The 13389-nt window shown below is 57.2% G+C and carries 8 protein-coding genes; 6 read left to right on the top strand and 2 right to left on the bottom strand.

Annotated features, from left to right (window positions below):
• The first annotated feature begins 412 nt into the window (after positions 1–412).
• From LZP73_RS13590 to gloA2, 5 genes are all read left to right on the top strand, one after another.
• Entirely contained in the window at positions 413–3148 is a 2736-nt protein-coding gene (locus LZP73_RS13590) for a TonB-dependent receptor (protein ID WP_234235556.1), read from the top strand.
• A 68-nt stretch (positions 3149–3216) separates the two neighbouring features.
• The gene (locus tag LZP73_RS13585; protein ID WP_234235555.1) at positions 3217–4719 is read left to right on the top strand and encodes a tryptophan halogenase family protein; all 1503 of its coding nucleotides are present in this window, start codon (positions 3217–3219) and stop codon (positions 4717–4719) included.
• A gap of 70 nt (positions 4720–4789) precedes the next feature.
• Positions 4790–6676: a glycoside hydrolase family 13 protein gene (locus tag LZP73_RS13580; protein ID WP_234235554.1), complete on the top strand. Its 1887-nt coding sequence runs from the start codon at positions 4790–4792 to the stop codon at positions 6674–6676.
• A 13-nt stretch (positions 6677–6689) separates the two neighbouring features.
• Positions 6690–8699, top strand: a complete 2010-nt coding sequence (locus LZP73_RS13575) for an alpha-amylase family protein (protein WP_234235553.1) — start codon at positions 6690–6692, stop codon at positions 8697–8699.
• Positions 8700–8798: 99 nt separating this feature from the next.
• Positions 8799–9182 carry an SMU1112c/YaeR family gloxylase I-like metalloprotein gene (gene gloA2 / locus LZP73_RS13570; RefSeq protein WP_234235552.1) on the top strand — a complete coding sequence of 128 codons (384 nt, stop codon included), beginning with the start codon at positions 8799–8801 and terminating at the stop codon, positions 9180–9182.
• Here gloA2 and LZP73_RS13565 read toward each other — a convergent pair.
• A complete protein-coding gene (locus LZP73_RS13565) occupies positions 9173–9760 on the bottom strand; it encodes an NUDIX hydrolase (protein ID WP_234235551.1) in 588 nt (195 codons plus the stop codon). The two genes, gloA2 and LZP73_RS13565, sit on opposite strands and share 10 nt — an antisense overlap.
• A gap of 45 nt (positions 9761–9805) precedes the next feature.
• Positions 9806–10678 carry a tRNA (adenine(22)-N(1))-methyltransferase gene (locus LZP73_RS13560; RefSeq protein WP_234235550.1) on the bottom strand — a complete coding sequence of 291 codons (873 nt, stop codon included), beginning with the start codon at positions 10676–10678 and terminating at the stop codon, positions 9806–9808.
• Positions 10679–11225: 547 nt separating this feature from the next.
• Between LZP73_RS13560 and LZP73_RS13555 the strand changes: the two genes are divergently transcribed.
• On the top strand, positions 11226–13301 hold the full coding sequence (locus tag LZP73_RS13555; protein ID WP_234235549.1) for a glycoside hydrolase family 97 protein: 2076 nt from the start codon (positions 11226–11228) through the stop codon (positions 13299–13301).
• The last annotated feature ends 88 nt before the right edge of the window (positions 13302–13389 follow it).

Here is a 13389-nt window from a genome sequence, read left to right as displayed (position 1 = left end):
GGCCAGTAACCACCGGCGTCTTATTTGAATGAATCGAGCATACGTGAAGATGGAAATGGGGTTCAATACACCTGCATACGTATGCAGAGCATGGAATTGCAGCACCCCCCAAGAACTCATGGATTTACCCTTTATTTTACATGCAATTAAGTCGGATTGTGCATTTCATCGCCCCTGCCCTTGGCGCCCGGATCCCGCCCTCCGACGGCCGCGGCAATCTTTGAATACGTATGCACTCAGTTGTTACGCCCAGAATGGTGGGAGTAGTATCTTCACTGTTGCGCAACAATTTGGTCATAAATACAGCACTTATGCAGTCAGTTAAGCGTCTGAATGCCAAAAACCTAAAAAAACCGTGCTCATAATTACAAAAGCAATGACATGCTATCAAGCGATCCAAAGGGGAAGATGAATGTTGCAATTTAAACCAAGCCTGCTCACATTGGCACTGGTTGCCGCAGGTGCCAGTATGCACGCCTACGCAGCCGATACGGCCGACGTCGAAGCCAAAGCAAAAGCCGCAAAAGATGCCGAAATCGAGGTTATCTCGGTAACGGGGATCCGCCGCAGTCTGCAAGAATCACAATCGCTGAAGATGTCCTCATCCTCTATCGTTGAAGCTATTTCGGCAGAAGACATAGGCAAATTGCCTGACGTCAGCATCGCCGAGTCACTTGCCCGCTTACCCGGTGTCGCCGCTCAACGTTTGGATGGCCGAGCCAACGTCATTTCCGTCCGCGGTATGGGCCCAGACTTTACCACTACGACTCTTAACGGTCGTGAACAGGCCACGGTAAACGACAACCGCAGCGTCGAATTCGACCAATATCCTTCAGAATTGCTTAACCGCGTAGTGGTTTACAAGACCCCTGACGCCTCTCTGATGGCTCAAGGCATAGGCGCAACCGTCGACATGCAGACCATCAGCCCACTGGCCCACGGCGAACAGACAATAGCGATAGCAGCCCGTGCCGAGATGAACGATCTAGGCGCGCTCAACAGCGGCTCTACAGATAAAGGCAACAGATTCAGCATCTCTTATGTCGATCAGTTTGCCGACGACACCATAGGCATAGCCTTGGGTTACGCCCATATGCAATCGCCTAACCAGGAAGAGCGCTGGCAAGCCTGGGGTTATCCGGAATTAGACTATGATGCAGCCAATCCCAAAGTCCTGGGTGGTGCCAAGCCTTTCGTACGTTCCAGCGAACTGACCCGTGATGGCTACCTTGCAGTGCTGGAATACCAGCCAAACGACAGCTTCCACTCTGTGCTCGACATCTATTACACAGATTTCAACGACGAGCAGCGTCTGCGCGGTATCGAAATCCCGGGGCAATGGGGCGCTGGCGGAGCCAATGACGGCATCACTGCATTGGAAAGCCAAGACGGCTTAGTCACCAAGGGCGTCATCAACAATGCCGCTGTGGTAGTGCGTAATGATGTTAATTTCCGCGACGCTCAGTCTCTGTCTATCGGCTGGAATAACAAGTACATCATCAACGACAACTGGAGTGTCCAGGCCGATGTGGCGCTGTCCAAGGCGGACCGTACCGACATAGGTATGGAAAGCTACAGTGGTACAGGTCGTGGCGACGGCAACGGCGCTACCGATACCCTGGGGTTCGAAATGGGTGCCGACGGCAATGCCACTTTCACCCATAACCTGGATTACGCGGATCCCAATCTGATCAAGCTTGGCGGCCCACTCAGCTGGGGTAACCCTATTGGCCAGGATAGCCAGGACGGCTTCATCAATAAGCCAGTCATAGAAGACGAGCTGAAATCTGTGCGCCTGAGCGCAGAATATATCTTCGACGATGGTGCGCTGCGCAGCCTGGAGTTTGGTGTCAATCACAGCAAGCGTGAGAAAAACAAGCTGGATCAAGGCTTCTACCTCACCTCTAAAGCCTACCCTGAACTGGCGACTGTACCTGAGCAATATCTGCTGACGCCAACCTCCCTGGCCTTCTTCGGCATGGGCGACATGTTGAGCTACGATTCACTGGCCATGTACCGCGACGGTTTCTACACGGAAACCTCGGCCGAGTCCGTGGACCTTGGCCGTGCGACCAACTCCTGGAACGTCCAGGAAGAAGTGACCATAGCCTTCGCCAAAGCCAACCTGGAATCTGAGCTGTTCGGTCTGCCCATGTCCGGTAACGTCGGTCTGCAGGCCGTGTATACAGATCAGAGCTCGGACGGCAGTGTTGCCGGCATGGAAAACGGTCTGGTGACCAAGACGCCTATTACCGATGGCGAAACCTACACCGAATGGCTGCCCAGCATCAACTTGGGCTTCGAGGTCGGCGACGGTCAGATGTTGCGTTTCGGCGCCGCCCGTACCCTGTCCCGTGCCCGCATGGACAAGATGAATGCCAACGTCAGCTTCGATTACAATGAAGCCGGCAGCGGTGGTGTTAATTGGAGCGGCAAGGCGGGTAACCCCCACCTGATGCCTTGGTTGGCGCGTCAGTATGACATCAGCTATGAAAACTACTTCAGCGATCAGGGCTACTTCGCCGCCGCCGTGTTCTACAAAGATCTGGAAAATTTTGTCTTCGACCAATCCGCTCTGATCAACTTCGGTGCCATTTTCCCGGATAAGGGTGGCAACCCGATAGGCAGCGTGACTCAGCCACAGAACGGTAATGGCGGTTACGTGCGTGGACTCGAGCTGTCACTGTCTCTGGACTTTGGCATATATGCCGATGTGTTGGAGGGTTTCGGTACTATCCTCAGCGGCACTTACAGCGAGAGCGAAGTGAAAGAGACGTCCGACAGCGAACCCACTACGCTGCCAGGATTGTCCAAGAAGACCTTCAACGCGACGGTTTACTATGAAAACAGCGGCTTCAGTGCTCGTGTCAGCTCACGCTATCGCTCGGACTTCCTGGGTGAAGTGACAGAAATCAGCCTGAAGCGCACCAATGTGAACATCAAGGCCGAGAACGTGGTCGACGCCCAGATAGGCTATGACTTCTCCCAGAGTGGCATAGATGCCTTATACGGCTTATCAGTCTTGTTCCAAGTGAATAACCTGACCAACGAACCGTTCAGCTCTTACTTCCATGAAGATGAACGTCTGGTGCGTGACTTCCAGAACTACGGCCGCAACTATATGTTGGGTCTGAACTACAAGTTCTAAGCCTTTACCAGCTAATATGAAATGCCTCAGTAACCCAGTTACCGGGGCATTTTTTTTGAGGACAACAGATGCATTCATCCATAAAAAAACTGGTCATAGTCGGCGGCGGCACCTCGGGCTGGATGGCGGCGGCCATGCTCAGCCGGCTTCTCGGCAAACAACTGCAAATAACCCTGGTGGAATCCGACGAGATAGGCACAGTCGGTGTCGGTGAGGCCAGCATTCCCCCGCTGCAGCTGTTCAACAATGTGCTGGGGATAGCGGAAGATGAGTTTCTCAAGGCGACCCAGGGCACCTTCAAGTTGGGCATTGAATTTGAACATTGGGGCCAGACGGGCGATGCCTATATGCACGCCTTCGGGCACATAGGCAAAGATCTCGGTTTCACCCCTTTCCATCAGTATTGGCTGAGTCTAGCTAACGCCCAGCCCAGTGATTTTTGGCAATACTCTCTCAATTACCTCGCGGCGAAACACAATAAGTTTCAGCGTCTGGACAGCATCGAAGGAACAGGACTTGCCGGACTCACCCACGCCTATCATTTCGATGCCGGGCTCTATGCCGCATACCTCAGAAAATACAGTGAAAAACAGGGGGTCAAGCGCATAGAAGGCAAGCTAGTCACGACCCAGTTAGCTGAGCATTCGGGCAACATAGCCTCTGTGACTTTAGCCTCGGGGCAGATCATTTCGGGCGATCTCTTCATAGATTGTTCCGGCTTTCGCGCCTTGTTGATCGAACAAGCCCTGGAGACAGGCTACGAAGACTGGCGCCACTGGTTGCCCTGCGACACCGCCCTGGCCATTCCCAGCGAAGCAAGTCATCCCATACCGCCCTATACCAAGTCCATAGCCCATGAGGCGGGCTGGCAGTGGCGCATTCCGCTGCAGCATAGGACGGGTAATGGTCTGGTGTATTGCAGCCGCTTCCTGTCGGACGAAGCAGCCACTGAGTTGCTTTTAAGCAAGCTCGATGGCAAGCCATTGGCGGAGCCGAAAAAAATCAGCTTTATCACCGGCAGGCGCAGGCTGCAATGGCACAAGAACTGTGTCGCCCTTGGGCTGGCGAGTGGGTTTCTCGAGCCGCTGGAATCCACCAGCCTGCACCTGGTGCAATCGGGTATCATGCGGCTGCTGAAATTGTTCCCGACCGCCGAATTCAACCAAGCCAATATCGATGAATACAACCGCCAATCCAAGGCAGAGTTTGAGCAGGTGCGGGACTTCATCATACTGCACTATCGTCTTAATCGGCACGAAGCCAGTCCTTTCTGGCAACATTGCCAAACCATGGACATTCCCGAGACGCTGCAGCATAGAATCGACCTGTTCCGAGCCAGTGGCATAGTGTTCAGACACCAGGACGAGCTCTTTTCCGAAGCCGCCTGGGTTCAGGTTATGTTGGGTCAGGGGATCAACCCAGAGCAGCATCATCCCCTGACCGATACCATCACCAAGCAACAACTGACCCAATACTGTGCTGATTTGCGTCATATTTATGACAGCACAGCAAACCGGCTGCAGCGCCATGAGGACTATCTGGCGCAGCATTGCCAGGCGCCTCGCGTATGACCCCATGCTCGTGAAGAAGGCCAGAGTGACCCAATAAAGGGATGAGACTATGTCTAGGATAAACCAGTCTATGAAGAACAAGATCGCGACGGCGCTATGGGCGCTGTCTTTGTTGCTGCTGGCGCCACTGAGCCAGGCAAGCCCCCGAGAAGCCATAGGAGTGGAACCCGCTTTCTGGTGGGCCGGGATGCATAATCCCCGGCTGCAGCTGATGCTGCACGGCGATAAGCTGGCGGGCCTGAGTGTCGACATTCAGGGCGCCGGAGTGAAGCTGCTCGGAACCGAGCATACAGACAACCCCAACTACCTGTTTGTCAATCTCGATGTCGCCGACGCCGCGCCTCAGCACCTGACCTTGGAGCTGAAACAAGCGGATCGTGTGCTGCACAGGCTCGACTATGAGCTCAAGCCGCGCCAGCCGGGCTCAGGTGCCCGCCAGGGGTTCGGCAATAAGGATGTAATCTACCTCATCACCCCGGACAGGTTTGCCAACGGCGATCCGGCCAACGACACAGTGCCGGGCATGCTGGAGCGGGCCAAGCGCGCCGACAAGGATGGCCGTCATGGCGGTGATATCTCAGGTATCCGTCAACATCTGGATTATTTGGCCAAACTCGGCGTGACCCAGCTGTGGATCAATCCCCTGCTGGAAAACAATCAGGGGGCCTATTCCTACCATGGCTATTCCATCACAGACTATTACCGCATAGATCCCAGGTTCGGCAGCAATCAGGACTATCGGGCGTTGGTGCAGGAGGCCGGCAAGCTGGGGCTCGGGGTGATCAATGACATGGTGGTCAACCACATAGGTTCGGGTCATTGGTGGCTCAAGGACCTGCCGAGTCAAGACTGGCTCAACGGCTATACTCAGGACACGAGCAGCCGGACGCCTAAGTACACCAGCCACAGGCGCACCACAGTGCAGGATCCCTATGCCGTCGCCGCAGACAAGACGGCCTTCACCGATGGCTGGTTTGTCGACTCCATGCCGGATCTCAATCAGCGCAATCCCCTGTTGGCCACCTATCTCATCCAGAACAGCATCTGGTGGGTGGAATATGCCGGGCTGTCGGGCATACGCGAAGACACTTACTCCTACGCCGACAAGGACTTCCTGGCGCGCTGGTCCAGGGCCGTCATGGACGAATACCCCAATTTCAATATCGTTGGCGAGGAATGGAGTGCCAATCCTGTGACTGTCTCTTATTGGCAAGAGGGCAAGCACAATGCCGACGGCTACAGCTCAGGCCTGCCCAGCCTGATGGATTTCCCCCTGTACGAGCAGCTCATCGCCGGCCTGAATGAATCCGGGGGTTTCATCAAGCTGTACGAAGCCCTGGGCAACGATAGCGTCTATGCCGCCCCCGGGAAGCTGGTATTGTTCGAAGGCAACCATGACACCAACCGCCTGTTCAGCCTGCTCAAACAAGACCTGGCGCGCTACAAGATGGCCATGACCTATGTGTTGACCGCCAAACGCATTCCCCAGCTGTTCTACGGGACTGAAATCTTGCTGACCAGCCCAGGGGAAGGCCGCAACGACGGCCTGGTGCGGGGCGACTTCCCCGGCGGCTGGGCGGGTGATGCGGTAAATGGCTTCACTGCCCAGGGGCTGAGTCCACAGCAGCGCGAGGCGCAGGACTTCACCAGGGCGCTGCTCAATTACCGCAAGCAGGCGCCTGCGCTGCAAGGCGGTGCACTGCGTCACTTTGTGCCCGAGAACGGCACCTATGTGCAGTTTCGCTGTGACGATACCGACTGTGCCCCAGGCAGCCATAAGCTGATGATTATTTACAATAAAAACCAGCAGCAGGTCGAGCTTCCACTGACAAGATTCAGGGAACTCATAGGCAGGAGCCGCAGCGCCGTCGACATCATAGACCACAAACACTATCCGCTGACCCACGCCATCCCCCTGAGCGCGGCCGGGGTCTTGGTCCTGGAACTGCAAGACTGATACAGGAAACACCATGAAGCACATTTCTTTCCCCTCACCTATGCATGCTATGGTCGCCGGCCTGTTGCTGAGTAACCCAGCCCAGGCAGCCCATGACACCGCCCCCGTGGCCGGGGCTGGCCTGTCCAAGCCAGCCATAGCCACCGCCGCTATCGCCAAAGACGAGAGTGCCAAAGACGGGAGCACGGCAAACACTAGCCAGGGCGGCAAACCTGTGGTCTACCAGGTCTTCACCCGCCTCTATGGCAACAAGCAGACCAACAATAGACCATGGGGCACCAAGGAAGAGAACGGCGTCGGCAAGTTCAGCGACATAGACGATGCGGCGCTCGACAGCATCAGGGAACTGGGCGTCAGCCACATCTGGTACACGGGCGTGCCCCAGCATGCGCTGCTCGGCGATTACTCGGCCTATGGCATAGACAATGACGACGCCGACGTGGTCAAGGGCCGCGCCGGCTCACCCTATGCGGTGAAGGACTATTACAATGTCGATCCGGATCTGGCCGAGGATCCCGCCAAGCGCCTGCAGGAATTCGAGGCCTTGATAGCCCGCACCCATAAACACGGCATGCGGGTCATAATGGACATAGTGCCCAACCATGTGGCGCGCCGCTATCATTCAAGCAACAACCCGGCCGGGGTGAGTGACTTCGGTGCCGGGGACGATAGCTCGGTCGAATACGCCAGGCATAACAACTTCTACTATGTGGTCGGCAAGGCATTTGAAGTGCCTGACACCCCTGCCGTCCCCCCTGCCGCAACCGAAGTCGCGGCCGGGAACACAGGTAGGCCAAGCGGCGACGGCCAATTTGCCGAAATGCCCGCCAAATGGACCGGCAACGGCTCGCGCCTGGCCAAACCCGCGGCCAACGACTGGTATGAGACGGTCAAGATCAACTATGGGGTGCGCCCGGACGGCAGTCGGGATTTTCCCCCATTGCCGGCAGACTTTGCCCTCAGGACGGCGGCCGAGCATTATGCCTTCTGGCTGGCCCAGGACAGCGACAAGATCCCCGACGCCTGGAAGAAGTTTCGCGACATCAGCCAGTTCTGGCTGGCCAAAGGGGTCGATGGCTTTCGCTACGACATGGCCGAGATGGTGCCGGTCGAGTTCTGGAGTTACCTCAACAGCCAGATAAAGCACACCAACCCAGACGCCTTCCTGTTGGCCGAGGTCTATAATCCGGCGCTGTATCGCGACTATATTCACTTGGGCAAGATGGACTATCTGTATGACAAGGTCGATCTGTACGACACCCTCAGAGCCGTGATGCAGGCCAAGGCCGGCACGGCAGAGATCGCCGCAGCCCAGGCCAAGGTCATGGACATAGAATCACACCTGCTGCATTTCCTCGAAAACCATGATGAGCAGCGCATCGCCAGCCCCGAGTTTCTCAACACGGCAACCGGCAATGCCTTTGCCGCCCTGCCCGCCATGACGGTCTCAGCCACCCTGGGAAGTTCGCCGACCCTGGTGTATTTCGGCCAGGAGGTAGGTGAAGATGGCAGCGAAAATGCCGGCTTCGGACAGCCTTCGCGCACCAGCATCTTCGATTATATCGGGGTGCCGGCCCACCAGCGCTGGATGAATGGCGGCAAATTCGATGGCGGCAAGTCGACACCGGCGGAGAAGCGCCTCAGGGACTACTACCTCAGACTGTTGAACCTGAGCCGCAGTGCACCGGCGCTGTCGGGGGAATATTATTCCCTGGACGCTGCCAATCGCGGCGGTGATGCCAAGACGGCGTATGACGCCGGTACCTTCGCCTTCGCCCGTTACAAGGATACGCAGAAGCTGGTTATCCTGAGTAATTTCGATAAGGCCGAGTCCAAGCGACTCGCGCTGCGACTGCCGGCCGAGCTTATCGCCCGCTGGCAATTGCAGGACGGCAGCTACCCGCTCAAGGATCTGCTGCAGCAGCATGTCGCCGAACTGACGGTCACAAAAGGCCTTGGCAGTATCCTGCTGGAGCTGGCGCCATTGGCCTCGGCCGTGTTAGAACTACCCCATAAGCCATAGCTTATCCGTCCCAGCCGGCTCTGCTACAGGGTCGGCTGGGAAAATGGAACCGGCAGGCCTCGGGTCATCCAGTTGCAGTATTCATCGTGAAGGAGTCTTATGCTGGCAGGCATACATCATGCGGCGATCATTTGCCGCGACTATGAAAAATCGAAACATTTCTATGTGGAAATCTTGGGGCTTACTCCCCTGGCCGAGCATTATCGTGAGGCCCGCGATTCCTATAAGCTGGACCTGCAATTGCCGGATCTGAGTCAGCTGGAGCTGTTCTCCTTCCCCTCACCGCCGGCCAGACCCAGCTATCCCGAGGCCTGTGGCCTGCGACACCTGGCATTCAGGGTCGAGTCTGTGAGCCATTGCGTCGCCAGGCTCGAGCGGTATGGGGTCGCCACCGAACAGATACGCATCGACGAATACACGGGCAAGCAATACTGTTTCTTCAGCGATCCCGACGGCCTGCCGCTGGAGCTGTATCAGCTCTGAGCGGCCAGGCCCGGCTCGGATGCAAGGGCGCCCTCTTCCACAACAGCTGGGCGCAGCAAACGCGCTACGATCAGCTGCAACAGATAGGTTTCCCGCACTATGGACATGCCGCACTTGTCACTGGTGGCCAGAATATGCCGATTATGGGCCAGTGCCTCATGGATATTGATCCACACGGGGCACATGCCGTTGCCCAGCTCATAATCTTCCAACTGGGTGCATTGCAGACTGATATCACTCAGCTTTGGATCCGGCCGGCACACGAAGCAGTAAGACAGCATGTGCACAGTATCGAATCCGCCGCGATGCCAGGGCCGCAGCTCCTCGTACAGGCCGAAGGGGCTGATCTCACGCAAATGGTCCACCCCTGTTTCTTCGAACACTTCGCGTCGCAACCCCTGCTCCAACGTCTCGCCCTCATCCACACCGCCGCCCGGCAGGGAATAGTCCTGGTAGCGCTCGGTATAGAGGAGCAAGATCTCCTCGCCGCGCAGGATAATGCCCCGCGCCGCTCTGCGACTGAAACGGGTTCCTTCGTCCGTCACCCCTGGATGACGGCTGGATTTGAGTAACTTCATATTGGTTGATTCACTGTAAAATGGTTTCACTGTCTATATTCAGGCTCATTCTGCCGGCAACAGGGCCTGATAAGCCCTGACCACGGCTTCGGCCTCGGGCTGAGACTTCATCCGCCCATAATGGCTCAGGGTACGCTTGAGGTAGATATGGTGCAGGGGATCGTCCCAGTCCCACATGAGGGAGCCGACCGGGGCTATGGGCTGAGATGAGGCCCGCCTGACTCCCGAGCCATCCGCAGCCTGCTCATCCGAACCGCTGTCAGCCGCGCCATAGTTCAGGTGGAGTATTTCGTAGAAACGGCGATTCTCTTCGATAAGCTTTTCATTCAGGAGTCCAAACCCCAGCTGCTGCAACGCCAGCCGCAGCTTGTAATTATGATGCACGGGACTCAGAATGAATTCACACTCGAGTCCGGGATTGGCGGCGAGTATCCCCTGCACCAGCTCCAGCATGAGGTCGCCGCCCACTCCGGCTATGATGATGAGCTGCGGCTTTCCCTCGGTTGTATCCCCAGTCGCATGCCCAGCAGCTGTGCCGGCAAGCGTTTCAGTACCGGCAAGAGTATCAGTGCCGGCAAGAGTATCAGTGCCGGCAAGAGGCTCAGTATCGCGCTCAACCAGTCTCAGCTGCGCCACGTCCAGGCAATGCACCCGCCAGTGGCTCGGGCCAGGCTCAGTGTCCGTGAGCGGCTCTGTGCCCGGGAACTGGGACTGGAACTGGGGGAAAAAGCGTGTCAGCCGGGCTGTCAGCTCATCCATCAGCGAGGGCACACGATCGACGAAGTGCACAGTGCCTGCGGCATGGCGCGCCAGCAACAACATCCCCAGCAGGCCATGATCGCAGCAGCAATCCCAGATATGGCTGTAGCCCTGGCCCACCATCTGATCCAAGAGCTTCAGGCGCTGGCTTATCTTCATGTTCCTTCCCCTCACAACACTTCTCTCACGGCACATTTCTCACAACGTATTTCTCACAACGCATTTCTCACAGCACATCTTTCACGGCGTATTTCTCACGAAAAAGCACTCACAGGCAAATTCCTGACGACAAGCCTCTTACGGCAAGCTTCTTGCCTTGGTCCAGGCTGGCACGCTTAAGATGCACGCTGAGCATGAAGACTGAACATGAGACTGAGCATGGAGCCGAGAAAAGCCGCCATTGTATCGCATCTGCCGGGCTCTGACAGTCCATCTGTATGGTTTTCGGCACCTGCAAGCTAACCCCTTGAAGATCATATCCGTTGAAGCCGTAAGCAGCAGCGCGTCTCCCCCGGCCCCAGGTTCAAACCTATGCCAAGGCCAAGACAGGAGGCCATCAAGTGGGGAGCCTGTGGCCGGCAGCTTGAATACGTATGCAGTTGGTTGCGGCGCAAAAGCCATCGCCACTAGTATGCAATAGCCTTAGGCCCAGATTTATGCCTTCGCATAAAACCTTACAAGAAGAATAACGAACCAAGGAGTGTTCATGCCCAGATTAAATCGCCTCTCAACCCGGGTGAGGCTCGCGCTGCTCAGCTCGGCTTGTGTCCTGACCCCTGCCCTGTTTGCGGCCTCAGCCCATGCCCAAACCCAGCTGCTGCTGTCACCGGATAAACACATACAGCTGTCGCTGAGCGATGACAAGGGGCGTCCCGAATACGAGGTACGTTTTCATGATCAGCAGGTGATCGAGGCCAGCCGTCTCGGCCTGGTGTTCAAATCCCTGGGCGAAGTGGGTACGGGCTATCAGATCACCGAGGTGAGCCGCGGCAGCGATGACAGCCGCTGGCAACAACCCTGGGGCGAACGTGAATGGATCCGCGATCAACACCAGAGCCTGACGGCGACCCTCAACAACGGCAAGTACAGCTTCAAGCTGGAATTTCGTCTGTTCGATGACGGCCTGGGTTTCCGTTATATCTTCCCCGAGCAACAGGGGCTGAACACCCTGGAGATCACCGACGAGCTGACCGAATTCGTCGTGCCCAGTCCGCAGCAGACCCAGGCCTGGTGGATCCCGGCCCGCGGCTGGAACCGCTATGAATACCTGTACAAGAGCACTAAACTCGCCGACATAGACAGAGTCCACACCCCCTTCACGGTAAAATTACCGTCCGGCACCCATCTGAGCATCCACGAGGCGGCGCTGGTGGATTATGCCGCCATGACATTGGATCAACGCCGCGACGGCACCCTCAAGGCGGATCTCACCCCCTGGTCCGACGGCATCAGGGTCAAGACCCAAGCAGGTTTTCATACCCCCTGGCGCACGATACAAATCGCCGCCAAGGCCTCAGGCCTGCTCAACTCCAACCTGATCCTCAACCTCAACGAGCCCAACAAGCTCGGCGATGTCTCCTGGGTACAACCCGGCAAGTATGTCGGTGTCTGGTGGGGCATGCACCTGAATGAAAACACCTGGGGCTCGGGGGCTACCCACGGCGCCACCACGGCCGAAACCGAGCGCTACATGGATTTCGCCGCCAAATACGGCTTCGACGGCGTCTTGGTCGAGGGCTGGAATCAGGGCTGGGACGGCAGCTGGTATGATAACGGCGACGTGTTCAGCTTCACCCAGGCCTATCCGGACTTCGATCTGCCGGCCATCAGCGCCTACGGCAAGCAGAAAGGCGTGAAGCTCATCGGCCATCACGAGACCTCGGGCTCGGTGACCAACTACCGCAAGCAGATGGGTGCCGCCTTCGATATGTACCAGAAGTACGGCGTGACCCAGGTCAAGACCGGCTATGTGGCCGACGGCGGTGACATCAAACGGGTCGACGACCAGGGCATAACCCGCCACGAATGGCATGACGGCCAGTTCATGGTCGGCGAATACCTGCATAGCGTCACCGAAGCCGCCAAGCGCCACATCAGCATCAACAGCCATGAGCCGATCAAGGACACGGGCCTGCGCCGTACCTACCCCAATTGGATCGCCCGTGAAGGCGCCCGCGGTCAGGAGTTCAACGCCTGGGGCCAACCACCCAACAGCCCTGAGCACACGGCCATGTTGCCCTTCACCCGCATGTTGGCCGGCCCCATGGACTTCACACCGGGGATCTTCGACCTGGCGCCCAAGGGGTTGGACGCCGCTACCCGGGTACAGACCACCCTCACCAAGCAGTTAGCCCTCTATGTGGTGCTCTACAGCCCCATACAGATGGCGGCCGACTTGCCACGCAACTATGAGAAACACCCGGACGCCTTCCAATTCATCCGTGACGTCCCCACCGACTGGAGCGAGAGTATCGCCCTGGACGGTGAAGTGGGTGACTTCGTGGTCATGGCTCGAAAAGAAAGGGCAGGTGAAAACCAGGGCGACTGGTACCTGGGCGCCCTCACCGACGAGTCACCCAGGGAGCTGACGGTCAAGCTCGACTTCCTCGATAAGGGCAAGCGCTACCAGGCGCAGATCTACCGTGACGGCGCCAAGGCCGACTGGAAGACCAATCCCTATGACTATGTGATAGAAACCAAAGAGGTCGGCGCCAAAGATAGCCTGCAACTCAAGCTCGCCAGCAGCGGCGGCACCGCCATTCGTTTCAAGGCACTCGACTGACATAAGCACCGAGGGCTCTGAGCCTACGCCAATAAAAAACGGTACCCTAGGGTACCGTTTTTTATTGAGAGCCGGGCCGGCCCCTGGG

The organism is Shewanella sp. AS16, assembly GCF_021412365.1.
Lineage (GTDB): Bacteria > Pseudomonadota > Gammaproteobacteria > Enterobacterales > Shewanellaceae > Shewanella > Shewanella salipaludis.
The sequence above is the reverse complement of the archived record's forward strand: the minus strand, read 5'-3'. Positions and strand labels throughout refer to the sequence as shown.

Bases quoted from the DNA above. Each gene is read 5' to 3' on its own strand.
- LZP73_RS13590 (WP_234235556.1), top strand. From the start codon at position 413: ATGTTGCAATTTAAACCAAGCCTGCTCACATTGGCACTGGTTGCCGCA.
- LZP73_RS13585 (WP_234235555.1), top strand. From the start codon at position 3,217: ATGCATTCATCCATAAAAAAACTGGTCATAGTCGGCGGCGGCACCTCG.
- LZP73_RS13580 (WP_234235554.1), top strand. From the start codon at position 4,790: ATGAAGAACAAGATCGCGACGGCGCTATGGGCGCTGTCTTTGTTGCTG.
- LZP73_RS13575 (WP_234235553.1), top strand. From the start codon at position 6,690: ATGAAGCACATTTCTTTCCCCTCACCTATGCATGCTATGGTCGCCGGC.
- gloA2 (WP_234235552.1), top strand. From the start codon at position 8,799: ATGCTGGCAGGCATACATCATGCGGCGATCATTTGCCGCGACTATGAA.
- LZP73_RS13565 (WP_234235551.1), bottom strand. From the start codon at position 9,760: ATGAAGTTACTCAAATCCAGCCGTCATCCAGGGGTGACGGACGAAGGA.
- LZP73_RS13560 (WP_234235550.1), bottom strand. From the start codon at position 10,678: ATGAAGATAAGCCAGCGCCTGAAGCTCTTGGATCAGATGGTGGGCCAG.
- LZP73_RS13555 (WP_234235549.1), top strand. From the start codon at position 11,226: ATGCCCAGATTAAATCGCCTCTCAACCCGGGTGAGGCTCGCGCTGCTC.